This window comes from Rhizobium sp. Nf11,1 (genome assembly GCF_050587665.1).
Lineage (GTDB): Bacteria > Pseudomonadota > Alphaproteobacteria > Rhizobiales > Rhizobiaceae > Rhizobium.
Window position 1 is genome coordinate 1 of the sequence record NZ_JBOBHU010000008.1, and the last position, 23,049, is coordinate 23,049.

Genomic DNA, 23,049 nt, shown 5'->3' on the forward strand with positions numbered 1-23,049 from the left:
GGGACGCCCACGGTCAACTGGCTGCCGAAGTACATATTGATGCAGCGATACCCCAAATCGTAAATCGAAACCGAGATCGATAGCGCCGGTAATCAGTTGATCTTCAAACGGTGTCGCAGCCACCATCTTCGCCATCATGCAGCGGTCTGCACCCCGAGAGCAGCCCTGGTCGCACGGCGCATGCGTGCACCATGGGTACGTACACCTGGCAGAGTTCGGTAGATATCGAGATAATCGCGCGCCATGCGCTTTGCAGAAAAGCGCTTTTCGAACGTTGCGCGAACTCTGCGGCGGTCCAGGCGCAGCGCTCGGTCGATGTTTTCCACGGCTTCGGTGACTGTATCGACGATTATACCGGAAATACCGACGTCAATCACTTCCGGGACGGAACCGCAGCCGAACGCAATGACTGGGGTTCCGCATGCCATTGACTCGATCATCACCACTCCGAAGGGCTCTGGCCAGTCGATCGGGAAGAGCAATGCACCGGCATTTCCGAGAAAATCCGCCTTCTGATGTTCGTTGATCTCTCCGACGAACTCCACGTTTCTATGGCTCTTCACCAGAGGCTCGATCACCGTTTCCCAGTAATGCTTGTCGACATTGTCGATCTTCGCCGCGATCTTCAGGGGGATCCCTGCTTTAGCAGCAATCTGTATGGCTCGATCGGGTCGCTTCTCCGGCGAGATGCGCCCGAGGAAAGCAAGATAGTTTCCTTTCGGCTTTGCGGTGAAGGGTAGAATCTCGTCCGAGAGCCCATGGTAAACGGTGCCTGCCCAGTTGACCGGCGGCATCGGCTGCCGCTGATTGTTTGAGATCGACACCAGCGGTATGTCCGGGAAAGCTTGGTAGAATGTTCGAAGGTCCGGTAGATCCAACCGTCCGTGCAGCGTCGTCACGGTTCGGTCCGCGAAGTCCATAATCAATGGGAAATGCAGCAGATCAATGTGGAAGTGTAGGACATCGAATTCGTGTGCCCGGCGGCGTACCTCCTCCAGCATGACAATATGGTGCGGCACGTGGTCCCTGACTGCAGGATTGAGACGCAGGGCGATGCGCGAGCACGCTACCAGTTTGGCGTCAGTAACAGAGTCGCCGCTGGCGAAAAGCGCTACCTGGTGGCCCTGACGGACCAGCTCGTCTGTCAGATAAGAGACGATGCGCTCCGTTCCGCCGTAAAGCTTCGGTGGGACGCTTTCAGCAAGGGGTGCGATCTGGGCGATCTTCATCGGAAAGCCTCCTCCAATGAGCAAAGATTTGACGTTTAGTACCAGCTCGTATCCTCCGAGGGATGCCGCGCAATCATCTAACCTGAACTGATGCGCCGCGTTCCGTAATCCTTTTCCATTAGCCGAATTGGTCTGAAAGGTTGAATCGGGGCGCCGCGACGGTTCCTTGGCTGATGAGGATCAACGAGATGGGTTTGACGCTCCGTGAACTCCTTCAAACTCTTCAACGCATCGAATTTCATGAGGCGTCGTTTCCGCCCGCAAGGCGGCTGATACGACCGCCGGGCTAATTAGAAAGCCTGAGGCACAGTCAGAGCTAGTGGTCAGCGCCCGGATAAGTTGCGCCGCGCAAACGAGTCGTTTGGACCTCGAGACAGGTAGCATCCTGGCGTCTTGTGAGGAAAACGATCCCAGCGCCATCGAAAGAAGCTCTCCTTCGATACTCGAAAGACGCATTCTGTCGCCGTGCGATTGGCGGACGACGACCATTTGCACATAGAGGCCTTCTTCGGTCTAAATTAAAAGTTTTCGAACCGGGTCGTGCCGAACTATGCATTGGATGACAGAAACACTCACGAGGAGAAGGCTGCGAGGGTGAAAGCACTGTGGCCGGAGGGAAGCATCCATCACTGATGGAGAGACTGCATGATTTCAGCTATCTTTGTTTCGAGGGATCGTAGGCTTAGCCAGCTTGTACCCGCAGGTTAGTGGTGCAGTTCGATGGCGAGGTGATCAGGCATCCCTCAGAGAAGGAGTGCTATAGGTCAGGTATCCTGACGAGAAATCGCAGGCTTTGTTCGATTGAGCGGATATGGCTGTCGGGGCAGGGATTCGAACCCCGCGTCACAGCTCGAAAGCTGGAAGCAACCTCGGACACCCGAGGGATGGGGAGAGCGCCACGCTCCGATTACGCTTACGCCCGACTACCGCATTAACTCCCGGGCCTTGTGTTTGTTCCTTCGTCGCGGACCATACCAATAAGAACATGAGGCAGTCGAAACCTGCTGAGCAACCTGCAAGAGTAACCAATCCGCCCGCCAACTAGATTGCTGCCACCGTGTCCCTGGTGCGATCATCCCCTCATAAATCCGGACACCGCCCGCTGCGCGAAAATGGCGTGGCAGATCACGCTGCTCGCGTTCTCCAGACCGGCGCTCTCTGCCTGGTTATGCAAGCTGGTGGGGAACCTCCGCACCAGCTCCGAGCACTCCGGGGATCAACCGTCTTCTTTGACGCGATAGGCATGCGGAAGGATGAAAATCTCGTCGGCACGCCCGTATCCGCCGTCCTTCACTTCCTCCATCAGCACCATTGTGTGTGGCCGTGCCGCCTCGGAGAAATACTCCACCAGCATGTCGGTGGCGCGCTGCACGATTTCTTCCTTCTGGGAGCGGCTAAGCGCGCCCTCAGGTGTCTTTATATTAATGAATGGCATTGGAATCTCCCTTCTTGTGGGTTCTGCTTCAGATCATGCCGCCATTGGCGCGTAACACCTGACCGTTCACCCAACCGCCTTCCGGGCCGGCCAGGAAGGAAACGACTGAGGCAATGTCATCCGGTTGGCCCAGGCGCCCGAGCGGAATGGTACCGACGATTCTCTGGACCAGCTCGTCGGGCTTGCCGGACATGAACAGTTCGGTCTCAACGGGACCGGGCGCCACCGCATTGACGGTAATGCCGCGCCGGCCGAGCTCCTTCGAGCCGACGTGCGTGATCGCCTCGACGGCGGCTTTGCTTGCCGCATAGACGCCGTAAGTCGGCCCGTAAGCGCCGACGACGGAAGAAAAATTGATGATGCGCCCACCATCGCGGAGCCGACGGGCTGTTTCGCGAACGGCGCGGAATGTCCCTGTGAAGTTTGTGGCGATCTGCTGCTCGAAACTCGCGTCGCCCATATCGGCAATCGGAGCCAGCTTTATGATGCCGGCATTGTTGACCAGTATGTCGGTCCCGCCGAAGCGCTCGTCGGCGGCGCTGAACAGATTCATGATGTCCTCCGAGCGGTTCGTCTTCTTCCATCCTCTCTTCCAAGCTGTCCGATAACGGACCAACCATTAGGGCTTGGGAACTCGGACAACGGAAGGCGGTTGTCAGGGAACACCTGGCAATGAGGTCCGCAATGGAAAAGGTTATCAATATCGACTTCCATGTCACTTGGAAGCCACCGGTATACGTCCGGATCGGCGACGGCATGCGTGAGCGCATTGAGGGCCCGGATGCGGCGCTTGCGGCGCTTCTCCATCGCTGGCCGTCGACCAATTCTCGTGAGTTCGGCATCGCCAAGCGAGATGCGTCGATGCCATCGCTCGCCGTGGAAGTGCCGAGGGAGCCCGCAGGGCGTTCATGGAGGCGGCGCTCGCCGCGAGGGTATTCGCATGACCGTGCTTTCAATCGACGCACCGCACTGGGCGATACTTTTGGGAACGTTGACGCTTGCATGCTGGATTGCTGCCGGCCTGGCGGCCGTTCTCGGGACGGCTGATGAGATCAGGCACGGCCAAGCCGGGAGATTTACCGGTTATATGACACCGGGCCTCGCTGGGGCCGGCGTTGGCTTTGCACTAGCGATGATCACCATCTTGGTATCCGCCTGACGAGCAGCGGACGCCGGACGGCTTCCTCGGAGCGGTCTACCTGGTCGATGCAGGCGATGTGAGTTATTCCAACGCCTTCCGACATCTTGAGCGGCGACGGTCTGGAGACATGATGCGCGACTGCATTATCATCGGAGGTGGACCTGCTGGCTTGACTGCGGCCGTTTATCTCGCGCGCTACCACCTTTCGACAACCGTATTCGATGACCATAGCAGTCGTGCCGCCACCATTCCGATTTCCCATAACCTCGCAGGGTTCCCGGAGGGTATCAGCGGAAGGGAGCTTCTCGCCAGGATGCGCACGCAGCTTCAAAGGTACAAAGTTGAGATCCGCAGTGAGGGCGTCAGCCAGCTTCAGCAGGAGCATGACCGCTTTCACGTTGTTTCCAGCCACGGCGGCATGCGGGCGCGAACAGTGCTTCTCGCCACCGGCGTCATCGACCGCAAACCACCGATGTTGGCCGAGCGACATGACGAGGCTGTTGCGCGCGGCCTTATCCGCTACTGTCCTGTGTGCGACGGGTTCGAGATCACCGACAAGCCAGTCGCCGTCATCGGTTGCGGATCGAGAGCGTTTGCAGAGGCGCTGTTCCTGCGGAGTTATACGACACACGTAACGATCATTACTCCGCAAGAGGAACACGAGCTCTCGGAGATTGAGCTCAATCGGCTGCGGGACTTGCGGATCGGCGTCCAGGAAGGTCCGATAAAATCTATCGACCCTGAGCGCGATAGGATCACAATCGCAACAGCTTCGAGCATCGGCGTGTTTTCGTCTATTTACTCGGCGCTAGGATCGGACGTTCGGTCGGAACTGGCAGCTATGGTCGGCGCAGAATTGTCGGAGAACGGCTGCGTCATCGTCGACAGTCACCAAAGGTCAACCCTTCCTGGCCTTTATGCAGCGGGAGACGTGGTCATCGGCTTGGATCAGATCGGGACCGCAATGGGGCAGGCGGGCATAGCGGCCACTGCGATTCGAAACGATCTGAACGAGGCTAGCCCTCTAGCGCGCTAAGGGATGCCGTCGCTTCTGAGCCCCACCACTGCATTTCCAGGAAAGTTTGTGGACAGGGTGAGCCTGAGCCTTGCTCTGCGTCGGCGCTCACGATCTCGCAAATCAAAGTTGAGCCGCTGCCGGGAAGCCCGACGGGGAGGCGTGCGATAGAGCCTTAGCCCAATTTCTGCCGTAAAGCGGCACCCGCGGGCGGCGCCTCTGACGCCTCCGCGGGTGCCACGATTACCAGCCACGTCAACGGACGCTGGCAGGCATTCTTGCCGCCGACATAAGCGGTTGAGCAAGCTGATCCAAGAGATGGCCCGCATTCTGTTCCTCACCCAGCGACAATGTCAGCAATTGAGCGACCGCCGGCTGTGCAAGCTGAAGGGCAAGATTACGCGCGGTGGTGTAAGCGGCAATTTCGTAATGTTCGACGCGCAATGCTGCACCGATGAGAGCCAGATCTGCAGGAGCGTCTTCTCTCTTCTTGCCTTCCGCCATTACCTCTTCACCCTCCTCGATCAGGCCAGCCATTCCCTTGCAAGGTTTTGCTCTTGCCGCGGAGCCGAGTACTCGCAGACACTCGTTCAGCCGTTCGACCTGCGCTTCGGTCTCGGCAAGATGTTTCTGCAGCAAGGTCTGCAGTTGCTGGGAGCGGGCTGCCTTCTGCAGCTTGGGGAGCGCTTTGAGCAACTGCTTTTCGGCATGCAGCAGGTCGCGAAGCTCGTCCACGAGCACCGCCTCGATCCCTTCCGATCTTTCCGGCGGCGCGCTTCGCGCTTCGATTGCCGGTGCAGCCTTGTCGGCGCCCTTGAACCCCTGGAACGCCGGAGCCTCGACGAATTTCCAGGGCTCTCCTTCGTTCCACGGGCCGCGAACATCGACCTCGCCGAGGTCGCCTTCGCCCGTCGAGTCGTTGAAGAATTGGTCGACGAGCCCCGGTGTGGGAGCGATTCTTCCAACACTGAGGGGAGGTTTACCCATGCTTTCGAGTGCGAGCTGGAATGCCCGCATATGGGTGATCTCTCTTGTCATGAGAAATTGCAGAGCGTCCTTCGTGCCGGAATCGCGGCAGAAGTCGATCAGGCGTTCATAGACGATCTTCGCACGGGCTTCGGCTGCGATGTTGCTTCGCAAGTCCACGTCCAGCTCGCCGGTTATTTTCAGATAGTCGGCCGTCCAGGGGTTGCCCATGGAATTGAAGAGGTTCACGCCGCCGCCTCCAGCAATGGCAATCAAAGGATCGGCTTCAGCCTCCTCGCGAACGGACTTCAAGGGTTTTAGGTGCATTCTGGCAAGCGTTCCGACGATTTCGAGATGGCTGAGCTCCTCGGTGCCGATATCCATCAGCAGGTCTTTCCGCCCGGGATCCTCGCAGTTCAGGCCTTGGATCGAATACTGCATTGCCGCCGCGAGTTCGCCGTTGGCCCCGCCGAACTGCTCAAGGAGCATATTTCCGAATCGGGGATCAGGCTCATCCACCCGAACGGTGTACATGAGCTTTTTGACGTGATGGTACATGCCGCGTCCTCCTTTGAACTGGCCCACAACCGCACTCGGTGGCGAATGTTCCACACGGGCCGGCGGAGGAGGTAGCTAGTCGCCCGGTCGTCAAGCGCGTGCAATCTTTCGGTCAAGCCTACTCGCCAGCGCAGAGTTGCCGCATGACACTTGATTGCTGTCTGAGTTCGCCGCGTCCACAGTCAACTCCACTCAATGCGAGATATTGCAGAACGACGGCGGCAACGCTTGGCGCAAACTGCCGGGGCGACGTTCGCCCCAGGGAATTGCAGCCAACATTGAACCGGATCTTCGTAGGGCAGTTTTCGGCAAAGGTGGAAACCATCAATTACAGATCCGAGGATTGCGGAATGAACGACGACCATCCGGAGCGCAAAAGCCCGACAACACCGCCCGCGGAAGGATTAACGCCTGCGTTAACCCGTAACATCGAAGCTATCATGCAGCGCCGCCGGCAGAGCCAAAATGCAGCGTCTGCTCAGGAGCGTTCCGCTGCTTTGATCAGCAAGTTCGCCGGTTCCATGATGTTCGTCTACATTCACATCGTGTTTTACGGAGTCTGGATCATCGCCAATCTAGGATTGCTCCCGCAGGTTCCACCCTGGGACCCCTCTTTGGTGATTCTCGCTATGGAGGCTTCGGTCGAGGCGATCTTTCTCTCGACGTTTGTCTTGATCAACCAGAACCGAATGGCTGCACAAGACAATATCCGCGCCGACCTCGACCTCCAGATCAGCTTATTAAACGAACACGAGACGACACGCCTGATCGCCATGGTCGAAGCCATTGCAAAGAAGCTTGAAGTACCGACCGAGGCGGACCACGAGGTCGAAGAGCTAAAGAAGGACGTCGCGCCGGAAGCCGTGTTGGATCGCATCCAGGCGGAAGGGGAGGACAAGTAGAAGTGGCAATGTTCGCGCTGTTGGTGCCTCGCCGTGCCGCGGTTTCCGCTGAGGCCTGCGATGGCGGTGCGTGCGCCTTTGGCGCGCGCATACCATATCGGCAGAAGGTCCCCCCTCCGTCGTCCTCGGGCCTGCCCCGAGGATCCAGGCCGACCTCCTCGGCTGTGGCTAGGAATTCCAGGCTCAAGGACTGGAATGACCGAGAATGAGGGTGCGTTTCCGCCCAACTCGCCGGCAGCGCGGCGCCTCGCAAATCGCTACGATTATCGGCTCTTGCGCAATCATCGCGAGCGCTGTTTGCTCCGCACCTTGACTAGGCGCGTATTGCCGTTCGAATAATAGCGTGGGGACAGAGCTGGCAGAAATGCGCCCGCGCCAGACCCTTAGGAACTGGCTGGGCGACGGACACGATACCGGATGTGTGTCGCCTGCGGCGTGTCGATTACCCTGACAAGCTCCAGCTCGATCTCTGACGGCAAAACATCGAACAGCCGGCGGCCGCGACCGAGCAGCACTGGGATCAGATGGATCTGGATCTCGTCCAGCACCCCGGCCCGGAGTGCTTCCTGCGCCGTGTAACCGCCCCGCAGTTGCACGTCCCGATCGCCGGCCGCAGCCTTCGCCAGCGCCATCGCGCTCTCGATTCCGTCATTCACGTAGGTCACCAACGGATAACCCCAACGCGCGGCGGGCGGCGGGGGCCGGTGACTGGGCACGAAGATCGGTGCACCGTCATGACTGCCTCCCCAGTGATCCATGAGCTCTGCGGTCCGCCGGCCGGCAAGGACTGAACCCGCCGCCTTCCATTCGGCTTCAAATTCACGGACGAGCCCCGCCTGAGCGGATCCCCCGTCCGCGCCCGCCCAGTGGTGCAGCCGCTCTCCATCCTCGCCTCCAAGATAATCGTTATCGTCGGCGATGTAGCCATCGAGTGACATCGACATGTCGAGGATGGATTTGGACATTTCGTTCTCCTGTGACGAGGTCAAGTGTGCGAAGGATGCTGCCGGCAGGTGCTGTGTGCGCGGCGCCGGGATCCGATCATTAGGCTCGTTGGACGTATTCACGACGATCAATGTTGCACGGCAATTGGGCTGTCGAAAGGAGCGATTGTCACAAACGCGTCGGGACAGTCCCCGCCCACTGTCACGTCTCCGGCAGGCCAGCCTTTCGGAAGCCGTCGACAAAGTGGTCTCGTACAGATGCGTCGCGCAGCGGCTGGGAACTGAGCCAATGACTGATCGTGAAATGAGGGTGGGCGATCAGGAACAATTCCGCTTCTCGCCGCGCCTCCTCATGGTGGCCCAACTGCGCAAGCGCAGCAGCCAGGAATTTGCGTGAGTTGGTGCGATACGTTTCTTTCCTGCGCAGTGTAGCGGTTGCCGCCTCATAGTCACGCGCAGCGTATTGCGCCTGCCCAAGGTGACAAAGATACCAGCAGGCCGGATAGGGATTGAGCCGCAGAGCTTTTTCGATCTGCGCCAGTCCGTCGGCAATCCTGCCGTCCAGCACGGACATATCAGACATGGCGGCCCAGGTGTCGGCGTGGTTGGGGTCGAGTTTCAGGGCCATGGCGAAGGCGGCCTCGGATTCTTCCCATCGCCGCTCATAAGCCAGAATGGTCCCCAGAACGTAACGGCAGCCGGCATCGTTGGGATCGAGGTCGACTGCCTTCTGCGCTGATGTCACCGCCATCCGACGGTTCGGATCTTCGGGCTCGCCGAAATGAGTCCAGGCAAGCCAACGGTTATAGGCGAGCAGACCGAGCGCCTCGGCATAGGATGGCTCGAGCTTGACCGCGCGTTGGAGCAGCATATAGGCCTCACGCTCGGTTTGCGGCGACTCTTCCGTCAGCAGGCGGGCGCGCACACACAGATCGTAGGCCTCGAAGTTCTTCGGCCGATTGCGCGGCGCGGGAATGGTCAGCCGGCCGACGAGAGCTTCAACAATCTTGGCGTTGACCTCATCCTGCAACTCGAAAACATCTTCCAACGTCCTGTCAAACCGTTCGGCCCACAAGTGCTGGCCGCCAAGCGCGTCGACCAATTGAGCATTGATGCGGACACGGCCCATTGCGCGTCTGGCGCTCCCCTCGAGGACGTAGCGGACGCCGAGTTCCTGGGCGACGAGCCGTACGTCGATCGGCTTGCCCTTGTAGCCGTAGACGGAATTGCGCGCGATGACGAACAGGCCAGCCGTGCGGGAAAGGTCGGTGATTAGGTCTTCGGTCAAGCCGTCGACGAAAGGCTCGTCCGTTTCATTCCCACTCATATTCGTGAACGGCAATACAGCGATCGAGGGATTTTCCGGCAGCGGCAATATGCTCTGCAGCGCATCCGGCCAATGCCACACGTGGACTGGGCGGGTCAGGTTCTTCAGGTAGCGTTCGCCTGCATCGAAGAACTGATCGGCGATCTCGCCGACGATCTCGCCGTGAACGCTTGATGATATGCAGATACCTCCCGGAGCTGCCTGCGTCTGGAGGCGCGCCGCGACATTGACCCCGTCGCCGAGGACGTCTGAACCGTCGTCGATGACATCTCCCAGATTGACGCCCACGCGCAAAAGCAGGCGCCTGTCTTCGGAAGCCTCAACAGCTGTGGTGGCTCGTTGCATTTCCAACGCTGCTGCGACCGCGTCCACCGCGCTGCCGAATTCGATCAGGAAGCCGTCGCCCACGACCTTGAAGATGCGACCGTTATGACGCATCACAGCCGGCTCGATAGTGCCCGAACGGAGTTCCCTGAGGTTCTCAAGCGTTGCGACTTCATCAGCCTCCATCAGGCGTGAATATCCCACCACATCGGCAACGACGATGACGGCAAGGCGACGCTGAAGAGAATGATCCGTCATTTGAGGACAAGCCCCACGACCAAGTTCCCAAGTTATTGTTCAAGCGCGGGTGAGTCAACAAAAGGTAAGCGGTAATGCCCCGGCGACCTCCACCTCCATCAAGCCGTCTTCCCTCTTTGGCTTGACCCGAGGACCCACGCCGGCATCATCGGCTGTGGCCATGGATTCCAGGCTCAAGGCCTGGAATGACGGAGGTTGAGGGTGCGTTTCCGCCCAACTCGCCGGCGGCGCAGCATCTGACAAATCACTACAGGATCGATCGTTTTGGATGCGTCTGCAGCCCCTGCGGTCAGTCCCGCTGGCAATTCGAGAACAGCTCCTACGTCTTTAGGTCAAAGCATTGTGAAACTGAACGCCTCTGGCGCCTTGCAGCGGTTCAGGGCATCCTATGATGGCTGAAACTTGTGTCTATGGCAGTTGGAGGAATGCCGATGCGTTGCTTTACCGTACTTGGACCCTCGCAGACTGGAAAATCGACGGTCGTCGAAAAGCTCGGCTCGTTGGAGGGAACGCCGAGAAAATCCAGCTCCCCTTATGGACTGAACCTCACGGAATTCACCTTTGGAAATGAGGCGTGGTGCGCGCTCGATGCGCCGGGACCGAACGAAGCCTTGGCGCATGTGCAGCACGCGCTTCTTGCCAGCGACGCCTGCATTCTGTGTGTTTCTCCGGCTCCCGAAGAGGCCGTGCTCGCCGCGCCCTATCTGCGGATAATCGAAGCCTCGGGGACGCCGTGCATCCTCTTCGTCAACCGGATGGACGAACCGAGAGGGCGGCTGAGGGATGTGATCGCCGCGCTTCAAGACTACGCCAACCACACACTTTTGCTTCGCCAGATCCCGATCCGCGAGGGAGACAGGATCGTCGGCAGTTGCGATCTGATTTCGGAACGGGCGTGGCGCTACCGGGAAGGCCAGACTTCGGCGCTGATCGCAATCCCCGAAAGTGCTGCCGAGCGCGAGCACGAAGCGCGCAACGAGCTTTTGGAGCACCTGTCCGAATTCGATGACTGGCTTCTTGAGGAACTGATCGAAGATCGCGAGCCGCCCAGCGACGCGCTCTATGCCATTTCATCGCGGGTTCTGAGCGAAAACAGGATTATTCCGGTCCTGATCGGCGCCGCAAGTCACGGCAACGGCATGATGAGGCTGATGAAAGCGCTGCGCCACGAGGCGCCGCAGGTTACGGCTCTTCGACAGCGCCTGGCTCGTGCGGGCAATGTCGATGAAAACAAGCTGACCGCCGTGAGCTTCCATGCCTATCATCGTCAGAATATCGGCAAGACTGTGCTGGTGCGTGCGTTTGGCGAGGGACTGCGGCAAGGCGCATCACTCGGCGGCTCCGGCCTCGGCGCCGTGCAGGATCCCGCAAACGGACGGTCCAGTTCGGCGATCACGCCTGCACCGGGGGATGTCTTCGCAACAGTCAAGTCCGACCACTTGCCCGTCCCGTCGCTGTTGACATCAAACGCGGCGCTCGCCCCGCCCGAATGGACCGAGCCACCGACGCCGATGCTTGAAAGGATCCTGGTCCCGGGCAGCGAACGCGATGAAAACAAACTCTCCGAAACGCTGGCAAAACTTGCCGAGACGGATCGCGGTCTTGTCGTTCTGCAGGAGGAAGGCACGGGCGCCCAGCTCGTCCGCGCCCAGGGGCCGGTACATCTGCGCGATCTCTGCCGAACCCTGTCCGACGTCTTCCACATCGAGGTAACAGATCGAACGCCCCGCCCGATCTATCGTGAAACCATCGCGAAGCCGTCCGAGGTTCACTACCGGCATCGCAAACAGACCGGCGGCGCCGGTCAATTCGCGGATGTGAAGCTCAGCATTCGCCCCAACGAGCGTGGCCGGGGCTTCACCTTCAACGAAACCGTCAAGGGTGGCGTCGTTCCGCGCAACTACATCCCTGCCGTCGAAGCAGGCGCGCGCGAAGCGATGGAGAAAGGGCCGCTCGGCTTCCAGGTCATCGATGTCGGCGTCACGCTGTTCGATGGTCAGCACCATGCTGTCGACAGTTCGGAACACGCCTTCAGGACTGCTTCGAAAATGGGAGTGCGACAGGCGCTTTCCGAAGGCTCGGCCGTTTTGATGCAACCGGTCTTCCGCAGCGAAATTCACATTCCGTCGATCTATTCCGGCAGCCTCGTCCAGATCGTTTCCGCTCTCAAGGGTCAGGTTCTTGGCTTCGACCGGGATGAAAACGCCAAGGGATGGGACATCTTCCGGGCACTAGTTCCTGGCGGCGCGCTTGACGATCTGGCGCGGGCGCTGCGCTCGGCGACGCAGGGCATTGGATACTTTTCCAAGACCTTCGACCACTTCGAGGAGCTATACGGCAAGGAAGCGGACGCCATCGTGAGGGCACAGGAGGAAACGGGCGGCGCACACTGAAATCTTCGCGCCAATACCTCGACGGCCGGGGGGGCAGCATGCGGCCGGGGGCCGGTCAGTTCGTACTGGTTTTCGAAATGCGCCTGAGCTCCGATCCTCGCTTTCGAGGATGGGCGCCGCGGAACCATTGATTACCCTACGAAACTTTATAAGCTGCCCCTCATTACCGTGAGCGGCTTGAGGACGCTCCAAAAGGGCATTCATGAGGGGCATCCGATGATCCACGAATTGCGCATCTATACTTGTCTGCCGGAGAGGCTGCCGGCACTGCAACAGCGTTTCGAGACCGCGACGCTGGCGATCTGGGAACGGCTCGGCATCCGCTCACTCGGCTTCTGGACAACGATGATCGGTTCTTCCAGCAACGATCTGACCTACCTGCTCGAATGGCGGTCGCTGGCGGAGCGCGAGCAAAAATGGGCCGAGTTCATCGCCGATCCGGAGTGGAAGGAAGCGAAGGCGAAGAGCGAGGCGGATGGGCCGATCATCGCCAACATCACCAGTTCGCTGCTGCAGCCGACACGCTTCTACCGCGGCTTCTCCAACCCGTCGGAATAACGGTTACGGCAGCCGAGACCCCATGACCAATGTCCGGCACCGTCATCAGGCGATACCGAGAGCCGCTATTCAAACACTTTAGAAGGGGGCTGTTTTTCGATGCCGGCCGCGGCGATCAGCCAGAACAATCCCCCCGCGGCAATTCCGAATACAGCTGTTTCTGTGAGCAATTCGATTGCTTCCAGCAATCCCCACCACGTCATCATCCCGTGTTGGTAGGTCATGTGATCATTCGTGTAGGCCTCGTCGGGGCCGAAAAATATAGCTAGGCAAAACCACGGGAAGGTCGCAATGGAGGCCCCGACCATCGCACAATTTGCAAGAGATGCCCGTACTCGTCCCCTGAGGTAGAGGATCAATGGTATCCCCAATGCAACGGTTGGCGGATACGCACCGAAGAACGCGACGACTGCAGTCGTTTGGACAACGCGCTCCATCATATCCGGCAGGCCCTGATAGGCGGGTGCGTAAACGGCATATGCGACGGATGCCACCAAAGGCACTACGATTAGTGCAACTGCAATTCTCCACCAGGGTGGAGATGCGAATGTTGTTGCCGCCATGTGCACCTTGCCCAAACAGTCTACGCGACAGAATTGCACGCGCAGGTGCGTATGACAACGGCCCGGCTCCCGCATCTTTCTATGCGCTTTTCTCCTAAGCTACCTTGTCCCACCAATGTGACACTCGGATTGGAGGTTTCGCTGCTATTTTGATAGATGGAAACCTCTCGGCTGAAAGCCGCGACTTAGGAGCGCCTCTTGAGCAATTATCGTGTCTATCGGTTGCTGTTCATACTTTGTATTTCTGCCTGGTGTTACCCCGCCAAAGCGGCGGCCTTACGCGCTGACAGCCAACCGCCGCTTCTCGTCAAGGAATATGAGCGATGGGTGGATAGCCTTGTAAGTGAAGCGAACGGCAATCCAGCTCTCCTCGCCAGTAAGCTGCAGGCATTTGGCTTTACTTGTACGCCCTCCGATGCCGTCTACCTCCGATGTGTTCGGTTCGGTTGCCAGAAGCTGGCAGGTATGTTTTGGCGAGGAGCTTTGCTGCAGTGGTCCGTCAACGAATTCCAAGGGAAGTTTGATAGACTCGCATTCAGCTATAGCTGGGCGAAGGGTTGCTATCCACCGGAACGTGTCGAGCAAGAGCAGAAGCGCTTCGTTTTACAATAGTTGCCACGAGGCGGACGTCCTTGATGAAAGCAACGGCGTTGCGACGCCATCAGGTTCATCGCCTGGGAGAGGACGGAGAAGAATACTTCCGGTGCACGAACTGGACAAAGATGGCGATGTTGATGGGAATGCTTGATTGAGCGAAGATCGAATTCAGCTATGGATTGCCCTGTGCATCGTGGGCCCCTTTTGCGCCTACTACTGGTATTGGTTTAGCAGATCGGTCATCTTCTACAGTAGAAACGGCTTCAATTTCACCGAAGATTTCGGGCCCGAGGCCCACTGGGCCGATCGCGGAGGTGATGATGATTGCGTGTTGATGAAGCCAAAAGAGAAGTTCTTTATCGCCGGACCTTCTTTCGTGGTAGTGACCTCTGTCATGTTGATTTTCATAGTTTTTGGCCTGGCGGGAACTATTTAGCCTTGCCCTTTCAAGTCAAAAGCGGCCGCGTTATCCTGCACCTCGCGCAGCCCCTTAATGATCTGCCGGTGAATGAGCTGCACGAAGATGGCGATGTTGATGGCACCGCGTGATCTGCGGTTTCTTCGCGAGCGCGATTTCCTGCAGGTTAACGGCATACTGCCACTAATGCTGCACGTCCAATCCCTCGTCCCTGATTTCGCGCCAGACGAAAAAAATCAACAAGGGGTTCTTGCGCACAAATTCCCTATTGGCTTCATCCTTGCATACCTCCGGCCACGACCGCGAGAATAAATAACTCGCTGGGCCCGGCAGGAACAGTATCGCAAGAAGCGCCCAAAGAATATTGTATATGTATCTCGCGAATCCATTTATATGTTCCACGCCACCGCTGAAAATACTTAGGGCGTACGCACCAAGTAAACAGAGAACGAAACCTACTAGACAATTGATACACAGGCGCTTCGTCACCCTAGCCTCCCAAAGAATCCAGTGCTCAGCATGAATGTCAAAGAAAGTGCGCCATCTCGCTGACTTGGTGGCAGCCTATCACCATCAATCGCCATCTCCTATAAATCAAAAATTGCCGCACTATCAGCAGCGTCCCGCAATCCCTTGTATGACGGGTGGCGCAGCTTTCCATCATGTGTCCATGCTCGATGTTCGATTTCGGCGACGAGTGTAGGCTTGATCCAAACCAGGTTGCGGCGACGGCCGGTAGACTTCACAGCAGGCGCTGACGCCTTACGCTTGTCCATCGCAGCGCGGAGCTCCAGCGCGTCGTTTGCCCTGGAGCCAGTTCCGACCGATCCGACGTAGACCAGCTGGCCCTCTTTTCGCGCAGCAAGCAGCAGCGTCCCGATATTCCCGAATGCCGAGCTGGACTTCTGATAGCCAATGATAGCAAAAAGGCGGCGTTGTCATACCGCAAGTTGAACAGCCATATCTTAAAATGCAATTGACCCATATTGAGTATTGACACTTCATAAGTCGCGGCGAGGAAAACATTTCTGCTGCCTTGACCTGCTGAGGGAGGGTTATATCTAAATAAGTAGTCTCCCCATGGAATGCCGAATGTGTAGTCGCGTTTACATCAAAGAATCGCTTCACGAGCTCGCGCGTAGTTTCTCTTTCGCCGGATACGGGGAGCTTGACGGCTTGGTTGACCGCATCCCTCGATACAACGGCTCACCAGGCCAAGTCTATCCGATCATCATCCAAGAAGCAGCGTCGGGAACCGGTATCGGTGCCCCGGTCTTTGCAATAGCAAAGTGGGGACTGGCGCCGGCATCTAGAACGCCTACCGACCGGCGTCTTCCATTGATCGATGTTCGCTGCGAAAAGATTGCCGCACACAGACTCGCCGGGCCTGCCTACCGGTCTCGGCGCTGCTTGATCCCAGTCAACGGATTCTTTGAGTGGAAGTTGATCTCCGCTCACAGCCGAGACAAGCAACCCTATGCTATCGCGATGAAGACGGACGTTCTGTTTGCTCTCGCAGGCATTTGGGAGCTCTGGCGCCACCCAGCCGGCATCGATATCCGCACCTTCGCCGTGGTCACCTGCGCGCCGAATGAGATGATGACGACAATCAGTGAACGAATGCCGGTCATTCTCCGTCGGCAAGACTATGAGCGCTGGCTATCTCCCGATCCAAATCCATCCGACCTGATGAAGCCATACTCGGCCGACCTTTTGACCATGTGGCCGATCGGCACGGGCGTTGACAATCTGAAGAATACCGGCCCCGAGATCATCAGCCCGGTTAATCTTGGTCCGCAGCGTCGTCAGCTTCGCTGAGAGGCGGAACCGCCCTCCACACTGCCAGGACATCAGCCGCCCTCGAAAAGAAACAGAGGATTATTGACTCCATCGCCCGCGTGAACATAATGAGAACATCGGCGTGCGGCCGCCAATCTGAAAGTATGGAGCACGGAATGCGCGAGCAGCCGATTGGCGAAGCCATGGTTGATGATGAGATTGCCGAGGTGCTTGCCTATCACAAAGGCGATGTGCAAGCGGCGATAGGAACGCTCCTGGCAGACATCCGTCACCTTCGCTGGCAGCTAGTGCTGACCGAAGGCGCTATGGGCCGAGGGATCACGCGTGGGTGGCGGCCGAGATACGACCGAGACTGACCATGCCGGAAATCAACTATTCCAAGAAGTTGCGCGGGTGGACCCTGCGCGACGCGGCTGATGCTAACCAATTGCTCGAGGTAACGTGCCAGCTGTGTCGAAGGACTTACCGGTTTTTTCCGCGAGATCTGTTGAAGCTGACGAAGGACGTGAGCCTCGATCGCTTGGCCGGCCGCTTCCGGTGTCAGCTCTGCGACCGAAGGGAATACATGAACCTGAAGGTCGTCCAGATTTGGGGGGCTGAAATCGGCAAGCTTCCAGTGCGCCGACTGGTGAAAGTGACGTCGGTCAAAAAACCAATCTGGGAAGACGGAGTTTTGTAGGATGGCGTCGCGCCGAGATAACCCTAGCGCCCGCTGGCGCCTAAACACTGATCTTCCTCATCACGTCATACTCTGGTGGGGCAACTATCACTCGGGCGAACACCCCTATTCCGTTCACGATCGGGGTACGGTCATCACCTCCGCGCTCGCACTGGACAGCAGATCGAAGAGCTATAGGGCGTCGATCGAGTGGGATAGCTATCTTGTCTTTTGCTTCAGCAGCCGCGAAGCTGCAGAGCAATTCAGGGATCGCTGGGACGGCCAGTTTATCGATACGGACGAAGTGGCCCGCAATGGGGCCTGGACGCCGAAGGAGGGAGATGTGTGCAATCTATACCGGATGGATGCGAAGGATTGGGTCAATAAGTGGGCTCAAGACGTCGAGAGTCTGGTCAACTTGATGCCGGCCTACCAGATGAACCCGGACCAATTGGGCCCGATCGTCCGCAACACAGCAGATGGCCGCAAGCAGCTTGTCCATGCGAGATGGGGTCTTCCTTCGCCATTCTTCGTGATCAAACAGGCAGCTGAGGCCCGGGCAGAGAAATTGCGCCAAAAAGCCAAGCCCGTCGACATGGACATGCTCATCCGGATGGAGCCGGATAAGGGCGTCACCAACGTCCGCAACCTCAATGTTTCGCACTGGAAGAAATGGTTCGGCGTCCAGAGCCGTTGCATAGTGCCGGTGACCAGTTTTGCCGAACCCGATCCCGCCAGCAAACAGGACGGTGGAAGCACGCCGAACGCGTGGTTCGCCCGTGACGACAGCAGGCCGTTGATGTTCTTCGCTGGGATCCACGTTCCGCAATGGCAAAGCGTTCGGAAAGTCAAGGATGGTCTTACGACCGACGACCTCTACGGCTTCTTGACCACCGACCCCAACGATGTCGTCAAACCGATCCATGGAAAGGCGATGCCGGTCTTGCTGCTGACGCAAGAAGAAGTCGACGTGTGGATGCGCGCCCCTTGGGAAGAGGCGAAGGCGCTCGCCCGCCCGCTGCCGAACGATGCAATCAGGGTGATCTCGCGCGAGGCCTATGGCTCCACCATCATCAGCAACGACGGGGAGCCGGTGCAAACGAGTTTGCTGTAATCACCGTGAGTGGACAAGGGCATAAAGGCATCATCGGCGCCGGGCGCTAACCTGATTATCGAGCACTATTGCTGTGTCGCCGGCTGCGCGGAGTGGTCTTAATGGGATGATGACATAACTATACATCATAGATCATTCCAAACCAAAGAAATTGGCTGGCTTCTCAAATGCTGAACGGTCTCGACACCTTCGTGATGAAGCTGATGGGTCAATATTCATCCAAGTCGATTATAGCGAATAAGTTCATTATTCATTTTCTTGACTTGAACACTGTAAAATTTCTGACTCTATTTATATTATTATGGTTTTTATGGTTTTTTCGAAAGAAGTGGAAGCCGGTTATTGTCGAATGCATCATCGACATGTTCTTCGGAATTGGCATATCGCGATTTATACAACTGTTTCTGCCAGAGCGTCTCAGGCCGCTGCATTCAGGCAATCCCGACTTCGTGCTGCCTTTGGGCGTTGATCCGAAAGCGCTTGAGCATTGGAGTTCCTTCCCCAGTGACCATGCCGCGCTGACCTTCGCGGTATCGACAACGATGTGGCGTGCATCCCGACCGCTTGGTGCGGCCTGCTTCATCTGGTCGACGTTCGTGATTTGCCTGCCGCGCATCTATGCTGGCTATCATTATGCGACCGACATCCTGGGTGGCGCTTTTGTAGGCGTGTGCACAGCCCTTCTGGTTGCACGCCCTCTTCAGAAGCTATTGATGCCGTCTGTGCTAACGGCTGAGGAGCGCTTTCCAGGTTTGTTCTTCTCTGGTTTCTTTGTCATATCCTATGAATTTGTGACGCAGTTCGACGAACTGCGGCTCGTCGGAAGGGCCATTCAACACCTCATCTCGTGATTGCGAGATCGACGAGCTCGGATAAACAGCACATCCTTCCACTGCAGGCCGTTCCGGATCACATAGACGACTTGAGCGGCCGGCTGGCGAAAATCGAAACCGTAGCAAGCGGAGATTGGCCTAATAAGAAGGCCGAAGCTGAGTTTAACTATCTCCAACGCTGTAACGGAACCTAGCCGGTCCCTCGTTCGTTGAGGCAACAGGAAAGCACGGGTGTTCCTCCTGTGCGATCCGTGTTGTCAAGACTTGCCCCGTTTCGGCGGGGCTTTTTTTGTCCGGCATCGTACCGGAACCGCACTATGCCCGATCACCCCGCCGCTGTTGAGGAATCGATCGACAAGCTGATCCATCTTGACGAGACTGCCCGAGCCCACTTCCAAGACAATTCGAAAGAAATCGCCGAGTGATGTTCAATCGAATTCATCCGCGGATCGTATCAAAGTGAAGGGTTCTAACACCCGCGGCCTCATGGCGCCGTATCCATGTGGGGCGCCATCAAAGGCGGACGCATCCAGTCGCGAGTTCGACCGGACAGCCTCGATCCACAGTGGGTACGACAGCAGACATTTAAGTCGCTGCTAATGCTCCCCATATAACATGCTGCGCCGGTCGGGTTCTTCGTCCGGCGTAGCGGCGTGCTCCTGCGTTCATGGATGGTGCAGTTGAGCCGCCGCACTTCTTTCTCAACGGAAGCCGAAGAAGCTCAGGATAGCGAGCACGATGACGACGGCGCCGACGAGCCAGATTAAGTTATTCACGTGGAATCTCCTTCAATGGGAATGAGCCAGGTTGCAAGCACATAATGTTTGGCGGCGGCTCATGTTCCAATCTCCACAATGCCTGGCGTCGCCTGCCAAGACTTGCCCCCTTGCGAGGGCTTTTGTCCGGTATTGTACTGGAACCACAGGCAGCACAGTGAGGTTAAGTCACCGGATCGCGGCAGAGAGGCAGTTACTTCGGATCGCACACGCCTTTCAGCTTGCGATCCACCCCATCTCAGAGTTGGGTCGTGCGGAGGCAATTTTCCGGTCCGCTCCCAAGCGACGCTCCGCACGGCCCGACACTTCGGGCCGAATGTGGCCTTCCAACTCCCGCTGGATGCGACCGTTGACCGCCACCGTCGAGGCACCGAGCGCAACCCGTCGTGAACGCTCGAATAGCCTGGGCCAGATGACGACACTGGTGACGCCCGTCTCGTCTTCTCTTGCTTGAGCTGAAAAACCGCACCGTCTCCGCAGCTTGCGCGATTCAAACAGTTTTTTCGGCCGTCGCAGGGGCAGGCTCGAGCCGCTTCCTGGCCCACAGCTGAGCAGGTTGTTCGACGTATCTCCGTGAAAGAAGCGCGGCCCCGACGGCGGCTGGGAAAAGGACAATGAAGGGGAACCACGGCTGCTCGCTCAGTTGACCGAAAAGATGGCTCAAAATCAGCTTCACGGGCAAGTGCAACAGGTAGAGCGAATAGGAGCAGACCCCCAGCTCCGCCAGCAATGGTGTGGCCAAAGCTCGTGCCCGGCCCGTCGAGGCGGCCCACACGGCGACGACGAACGCCGCATTGACTGAGAAATAGAGGAGCGGACCGATATGCGCCCAATCCGGACGGCCGAAGAGCGAGTAAAGAACGGAAAGGACGAGCGCCACCCGGGTCAACATCGTCGCCCGGCCGGTATTGATCCGGTAGAGCATCATGCCGGCGATGAACAGGTGGCCGAACTGCGGCATGAGCAGCGACTGCACCATCCAGTCGTTGTAGAGGCGAAAGCCATGTCCAGTCAGGAGCATGAGGCTTCTGACCAGGATCATGAGGGCCAGCCAAGCAACCGCAACAACGTCGATATTCCGAAGGCGTTTGGCCGCAAACACGATGGCCATCGCAGCGTAGAACACGAGTTCGTACGCCAGGGTCCAATATGGGCTGATGAGATTGGGCGCGTAGAGGAAAGCCTGTAGCATCGTGGCATTGATGAGGACGGTTTGCCCGGGAGTCTGGTTGGTTGCCCACAAGAATAGGCCGGCGGCCGCGACGGAAAGCCAGTAAGCGGGATACAGGCGGCAGGCACGGCCCATGGCAAATTGGGAAAGCGAGCGAACGCGCTCCAGCGTCATCAGGATTACGAAGCCGCTGATGACAAAGAACAGCTCGACGCCGAGGAGACCATAGTAAGCGGGTGTGTCGAGATAGTGATAGGCCACGACACCGAGCGCTGCCAGGCCGCGCAAGCCGTCAAGAGCGCGCATGCGCCGAACTTTGGACATGGACGTGGGCATTTAGATCATAAGAAACAGAATTCAGACCGATAGGGTGACTTCCGACTTACAACGTTCACGATGTTTAACATTCTAATCTCTTACGTATTGATAGAGCATTTAAAGGAATATTTCCTGCGAAGCGCAAGAAAGCAACGTAACCGCCGCGTTTTCTGATCTCATAGTTTCTGCGATAGCGGACGCCTACGACTATGAAGGCGCGGCCGCGCTCATCGAGCGAGTAACCATCACGTCCTGTCGCTTCTGACCAACCGGGTCGTCCGACTCTGGGGAAAAGCACTAGAGTGGCGCGAACGAGTCGCAGCAACCACACTCCGTGCCATTTCCGGGTTCAATTGCATAACCGAAAGCGGTCAATGAGGTCATTGGCATCAAGCAGCCCCTTCACGACCACGCCAACGCTGATGAGAACGACAGATCCAATTGCTGCTGCAATATATCTAAAAGCTGGGCGCATTTTGTTTCCCGCTGCGGGTCGCTGTTTGTGTTTCACTGGTATCGAACGACAGATTGTTCGTGCAAGCTCTCCCAGTGACTGTTGTTTGGACCTTTGCGGGCATAGCGCCTCTGCGGTCCGTGCGGCGGTTTGCCTCTCGCCTTCTACTTCCGACGCTTTCGCGGATCGAAGTCGATAACCTTGCCCATATATGCCCCTATTATCATTAGTGATCCAAAGGCCGTTCAGGCCCGCCGTCCGCCAATTGCGGTCATCAGAACTAATCCAAGGAAAGGTGCTGTCACTGCTTGTCGACCAGAAGAGGGGCTGCCAATGGTTTAGGTTTGTTGCCCTTGTAGAACATCAGTCGCGCCAGCTTACAGTAGCTGTCGAGATCGCTTTTGGCGTCCTTCTCAACCCTCGCCATCTCAGGCCGGAAATCGGGGTCGAAGGGCGGATAAACGCCGGTAGCGTATTCGTATCCCAAGAAGAAATCGGCGTTCAACTCGAGTTTCCCGCAGTACATGCCTGCAACCACTGCGCCAGCGGCGTAGGACAGAAACTGCTCCCTACTCAGCACTGGATGGGGCTGCGGTTCCTGGGCCACTGCCGTCGAACAGCTGATTGACAATCCAGCGAAAACCAAAATTACGCTTTTCAATGGCATCTCCAGCGCATGACTCACAATGTCTTGCAATGAATCCGGTTAAAATGGTTTCAACCAATGCCGTAATGGTCCAGACTGCGGAACTGTCGTTCGCGCGTTATGTTCCGAATAGACAATCATGCGGTTGCGTTGATCATGATGGGGAGACGAGGAGCAAAACGAGTATGTCGTGAAAGACAAACCCGTTGCCACCCCTACTTCCCTGACCCTATCAGCACCATGGTTGAGACATTCAACTTCGGGACCATCCGAAATCCGCCGTATTGAAGAGGACGAACAGCCATTGCGGCGGCGCAAACCTTCCTTACTTCTCCCACTGATTTCAAAAACGGTCCGCTAGGGATATTGCCGATGGGATGGGACGCACTCAGGCATTGGGGTGAAGACGCGGTTCGCGTCGAACGACTGGCGGGTGGAGTTGCCAACGACGTGTGGAGCGTTCGGGTCCAGGGGCAGATCGCCGTCCGTGCCGATGAGAGTGGGAAGCTATATAGCAGTTTGCAATCAAATTGACATGAACACCTATCCATGCGTCGCGACGGTAAACATCTGCTTATCAAATGAATCGTTCAAGGTGGGTGTGAAACACCGGTCACGCTGGCAGCCTTGTTCACGACGACCGATTGAGCC

At 57.6% G+C, this 23,049-nt stretch carries 21 protein-coding genes and 3 pseudogenes; 14 read left to right on the top strand and 10 right to left on the bottom strand.

Annotated features, from left to right (window positions below; translation table 11 throughout):
* Window positions 1-134: 134 nt before the first annotated feature.
* From ACQ7C1_RS13630 to ACQ7C1_RS13640, 3 genes and pseudogenes are all read right to left on the bottom strand, one after another.
* On the bottom strand, window positions 135-1,229 hold the full coding sequence (locus ACQ7C1_RS13630) for a glycosyltransferase family 4 protein (RefSeq protein WP_430958641.1): 1,095 nt from the start codon (window positions 1,227-1,229) through the stop codon (window positions 135-137).
* 1,216 nt (window positions 1,230-2,445) lie between these two features.
* A complete protein-coding gene (locus ACQ7C1_RS13635; RefSeq protein WP_430958642.1) occupies window positions 2,446-2,664 on the bottom strand; it encodes a tautomerase family protein in 219 nt (72 codons plus the stop codon).
* Window positions 2,665-2,692: 28 nt separating this feature from the next.
* Window positions 2,693-3,220, bottom strand: a pseudogene (locus tag ACQ7C1_RS13640) (SDR family oxidoreductase); the annotation flags it as partial.
* Between the two features lie 128 nt (window positions 3,221-3,348).
* Between ACQ7C1_RS13640 and ACQ7C1_RS13645 the strand changes: the two are divergent.
* The 3 genes and pseudogenes from ACQ7C1_RS13645 to ACQ7C1_RS13655 all read left to right on the top strand — a co-directional run bounded on the left by ACQ7C1_RS13645 (window position 3,349) and on the right by ACQ7C1_RS13655 (window position 4,841).
* Window positions 3,349-3,608 (top strand): annotated as a pseudogene (locus ACQ7C1_RS13645) (DUF982 domain-containing protein).
* Complete coding sequence (locus ACQ7C1_RS13650) at window positions 3,605-3,823, top strand: hypothetical protein (RefSeq protein WP_430958643.1); 219 nt, start codon at window positions 3,605-3,607, stop codon at window positions 3,821-3,823. The pseudogene ACQ7C1_RS13645 and the gene ACQ7C1_RS13650 overlap by 4 nt, the downstream one beginning before the upstream one ends.
* 109 nt (window positions 3,824-3,932) lie before the next feature.
* Complete coding sequence (locus ACQ7C1_RS13655; protein ID WP_430958644.1) at window positions 3,933-4,841, top strand: NAD(P)/FAD-dependent oxidoreductase; 909 nt, start codon at window positions 3,933-3,935, stop codon at window positions 4,839-4,841.
* A 234-nt stretch (window positions 4,842-5,075) separates the two neighbouring features.
* On the opposite strand, the gene ACQ7C1_RS13660 is transcribed toward ACQ7C1_RS13655, so the two are convergent.
* Window positions 5,076-6,344, bottom strand: coding sequence for a DUF892 family protein (locus tag ACQ7C1_RS13660; RefSeq protein WP_430958645.1), 1,269 nt, complete (start codon window positions 6,342-6,344; stop codon window positions 5,076-5,078).
* A 350-nt stretch (window positions 6,345-6,694) separates the two neighbouring features.
* Here ACQ7C1_RS13660 and ACQ7C1_RS13665 point away from each other — a divergent pair, with 350 nt between their 5' ends.
* Window positions 6,695-7,246: a DUF1003 domain-containing protein gene (locus ACQ7C1_RS13665; RefSeq protein WP_430958646.1), complete on the top strand. Its 552-nt coding sequence runs from the start codon at window positions 6,695-6,697 to the stop codon at window positions 7,244-7,246.
* Window positions 7,247-7,629: 383 nt separating this feature from the next.
* On the opposite strand, the gene ACQ7C1_RS13670 is transcribed toward ACQ7C1_RS13665, so the two are convergent.
* Both ACQ7C1_RS13670 and ACQ7C1_RS13675 read right to left on the bottom strand, forming a co-directional pair.
* On the bottom strand, window positions 7,630-8,211 hold the full coding sequence (locus ACQ7C1_RS13670; protein WP_430958647.1) for a dihydrofolate reductase family protein: 582 nt from the start codon (window positions 8,209-8,211) through the stop codon (window positions 7,630-7,632).
* Between the two features lie 181 nt (window positions 8,212-8,392).
* Window positions 8,393-10,099, bottom strand: coding sequence for an adenylate/guanylate cyclase domain-containing protein (locus ACQ7C1_RS13675; protein WP_430958648.1), 1,707 nt, complete (start codon window positions 10,097-10,099; stop codon window positions 8,393-8,395).
* A gap of 431 nt (window positions 10,100-10,530) precedes the next feature.
* On the opposite strand from ACQ7C1_RS13675, the gene ACQ7C1_RS13680 reads away from it, so the two are divergent.
* On the top strand, window positions 10,531-12,492 hold the full coding sequence (locus ACQ7C1_RS13680; protein ID WP_430958649.1) for an elongation factor G: 1,962 nt from the start codon (window positions 10,531-10,533) through the stop codon (window positions 12,490-12,492).
* A 216-nt stretch (window positions 12,493-12,708) separates the two neighbouring features.
* Window positions 12,709-13,050, top strand: coding sequence for an NIPSNAP family protein (locus tag ACQ7C1_RS13685; protein WP_183703581.1), 342 nt, complete (start codon window positions 12,709-12,711; stop codon window positions 13,048-13,050).
* A 65-nt stretch (window positions 13,051-13,115) separates the two neighbouring features.
* On the opposite strand, the gene ACQ7C1_RS13690 is transcribed toward ACQ7C1_RS13685, so the two are convergent.
* Complete coding sequence (locus tag ACQ7C1_RS13690; protein ID WP_430958650.1) at window positions 13,116-13,613, bottom strand: hypothetical protein; 498 nt, start codon at window positions 13,611-13,613, stop codon at window positions 13,116-13,118.
* Window positions 13,614-13,811: 198 nt separating this feature from the next.
* Here ACQ7C1_RS13690 and ACQ7C1_RS13695 point away from each other — a divergent pair, with 198 nt between their 5' ends.
* Together ACQ7C1_RS13695 and ACQ7C1_RS13700 are read left to right on the top strand one after the other, a co-directional pair.
* The gene (locus ACQ7C1_RS13695) at window positions 13,812-14,225 is read left to right on the top strand and encodes a hypothetical protein (RefSeq protein ID WP_430958651.1); all 414 of its coding nucleotides are present in this window, start codon (window positions 13,812-13,814) and stop codon (window positions 14,223-14,225) included.
* Window positions 14,226-14,534: 309 nt separating this feature from the next.
* On the top strand, window positions 14,535-14,759 hold the full coding sequence (locus ACQ7C1_RS13700) for a hypothetical protein (protein WP_430958652.1): 225 nt from the start codon (window positions 14,535-14,537) through the stop codon (window positions 14,757-14,759).
* A gap of 456 nt (window positions 14,760-15,215) precedes the next feature.
* Here ACQ7C1_RS13700 and ACQ7C1_RS13705 read toward each other — a convergent pair whose 3' ends face one another.
* Window positions 15,216-15,548 carry an ATP-dependent carboligase gene (locus tag ACQ7C1_RS13705; RefSeq protein ID WP_430958805.1) on the bottom strand — a complete coding sequence of 111 codons (333 nt, stop codon included), beginning with the start codon at window positions 15,546-15,548 and terminating at the stop codon, window positions 15,216-15,218.
* Between the two features lie 172 nt (window positions 15,549-15,720).
* On the opposite strand from ACQ7C1_RS13705, the gene ACQ7C1_RS13710 reads away from it, so the two are divergent.
* From ACQ7C1_RS13710 to ACQ7C1_RS13730, 5 genes are all read left to right on the top strand, one after another.
* The gene (locus ACQ7C1_RS13710; protein WP_430958653.1) at window positions 15,721-16,446 is read left to right on the top strand and encodes an SOS response-associated peptidase; all 726 of its coding nucleotides are present in this window, start codon (window positions 15,721-15,723) and stop codon (window positions 16,444-16,446) included.
* A gap of 137 nt (window positions 16,447-16,583) precedes the next feature.
* Window positions 16,584-16,784, top strand: coding sequence for a hypothetical protein (locus tag ACQ7C1_RS13715; protein WP_085779998.1), 201 nt, complete (start codon window positions 16,584-16,586; stop codon window positions 16,782-16,784).
* Between the two features lie 2 nt (window positions 16,785-16,786).
* A complete protein-coding gene (locus ACQ7C1_RS13720; RefSeq protein ID WP_183703566.1) occupies window positions 16,787-17,107 on the top strand; it encodes a hypothetical protein in 321 nt (106 codons plus the stop codon).
* A 322-nt stretch (window positions 17,108-17,429) separates the two neighbouring features.
* The gene (locus tag ACQ7C1_RS13725) at window positions 17,430-18,200 is read left to right on the top strand and encodes an SOS response-associated peptidase (RefSeq protein WP_097597842.1); all 771 of its coding nucleotides are present in this window, start codon (window positions 17,430-17,432) and stop codon (window positions 18,198-18,200) included.
* 167 nt (window positions 18,201-18,367) lie between these two features.
* Window positions 18,368-19,051 (top strand): phosphatase PAP2 family protein, encoded by a 684-nt coding sequence (locus ACQ7C1_RS13730; RefSeq protein WP_430958654.1) that lies wholly within the window; start codon window positions 18,368-18,370, stop codon window positions 19,049-19,051.
* A gap of 1,248 nt (window positions 19,052-20,299) precedes the next feature.
* Here ACQ7C1_RS13730 and ACQ7C1_RS13735 read toward each other — a convergent pair.
* Together ACQ7C1_RS13735 and ACQ7C1_RS13740 are read right to left on the bottom strand one after the other, a co-directional pair.
* The gene (locus ACQ7C1_RS13735) at window positions 20,300-21,286 is read right to left on the bottom strand and encodes an acyltransferase family protein (RefSeq protein ID WP_430958655.1); all 987 of its coding nucleotides are present in this window, start codon (window positions 21,284-21,286) and stop codon (window positions 20,300-20,302) included.
* 767 nt (window positions 21,287-22,053) lie between these two features.
* Window positions 22,054-22,413, bottom strand: coding sequence for a hypothetical protein (locus ACQ7C1_RS13740; protein ID WP_430958656.1), 360 nt, complete (start codon window positions 22,411-22,413; stop codon window positions 22,054-22,056).
* Between the two features lie 357 nt (window positions 22,414-22,770).
* On the opposite strand from ACQ7C1_RS13740, the pseudogene ACQ7C1_RS13745 reads away from it, so the two are divergent.
* Window positions 22,771-22,884: pseudogene (locus tag ACQ7C1_RS13745) on the top strand (aminoglycoside phosphotransferase); the annotation flags it as partial.
* Between the last annotated feature and the right edge of the window lie 165 nt (window positions 22,885-23,049).

What these genes read in the sequence shown, in the direction of transcription:
- ACQ7C1_RS13655 (WP_430958644.1), top strand. Translation starts at nt 3,933, where the DNA reads ATGATGCGCGACTGCATTATCATCGGAGGTGGACCTGCTGGCTTGACT.
- ACQ7C1_RS13735 (WP_430958655.1), bottom strand. Translation starts at nt 21,286, where the DNA reads ATGCGCGCTCTTGACGGCTTGCGCGGCCTGGCAGCGCTCGGTGTCGTG.
- ACQ7C1_RS13720 (WP_183703566.1), top strand. Translation starts at nt 16,787, where the DNA reads ATGCCGGAAATCAACTATTCCAAGAAGTTGCGCGGGTGGACCCTGCGC.
- ACQ7C1_RS13685 (WP_183703581.1), top strand. Translation starts at nt 12,709, where the DNA reads ATGATCCACGAATTGCGCATCTATACTTGTCTGCCGGAGAGGCTGCCG.
- ACQ7C1_RS13670 (WP_430958647.1), bottom strand. Translation starts at nt 8,211, where the DNA reads ATGTCCAAATCCATCCTCGACATGTCGATGTCACTCGATGGCTACATC.
- ACQ7C1_RS13650 (WP_430958643.1), top strand. Translation starts at nt 3,605, where the DNA reads ATGACCGTGCTTTCAATCGACGCACCGCACTGGGCGATACTTTTGGGA.
- ACQ7C1_RS13680 (WP_430958649.1), top strand. Translation starts at nt 10,531, where the DNA reads ATGCGTTGCTTTACCGTACTTGGACCCTCGCAGACTGGAAAATCGACG.
- ACQ7C1_RS13690 (WP_430958650.1), bottom strand. Translation starts at nt 13,613, where the DNA reads ATGGCGGCAACAACATTCGCATCTCCACCCTGGTGGAGAATTGCAGTT.
- ACQ7C1_RS13660 (WP_430958645.1), bottom strand. Translation starts at nt 6,344, where the DNA reads ATGTACCATCACGTCAAAAAGCTCATGTACACCGTTCGGGTGGATGAG.
- ACQ7C1_RS13675 (WP_430958648.1), bottom strand. Translation starts at nt 10,099, where the DNA reads ATGACGGATCATTCTCTTCAGCGTCGCCTTGCCGTCATCGTCGTTGCC.
- ACQ7C1_RS13715 (WP_085779998.1), top strand. Translation starts at nt 16,584, where the DNA reads ATGCGCGAGCAGCCGATTGGCGAAGCCATGGTTGATGATGAGATTGCC.
- ACQ7C1_RS13730 (WP_430958654.1), top strand. Translation starts at nt 18,368, where the DNA reads ATGCTGAACGGTCTCGACACCTTCGTGATGAAGCTGATGGGTCAATAT.
- ACQ7C1_RS13710 (WP_430958653.1), top strand. Translation starts at nt 15,721, where the DNA reads ATGTGTAGTCGCGTTTACATCAAAGAATCGCTTCACGAGCTCGCGCGT.
- ACQ7C1_RS13635 (WP_430958642.1), bottom strand. Translation starts at nt 2,664, where the DNA reads ATGCCATTCATTAATATAAAGACACCTGAGGGCGCGCTTAGCCGCTCC.
- ACQ7C1_RS13630 (WP_430958641.1), bottom strand. Translation starts at nt 1,229, where the DNA reads ATGAAGATCGCCCAGATCGCACCCCTTGCTGAAAGCGTCCCACCGAAG.
- ACQ7C1_RS13665 (WP_430958646.1), top strand. Translation starts at nt 6,695, where the DNA reads ATGAACGACGACCATCCGGAGCGCAAAAGCCCGACAACACCGCCCGCG.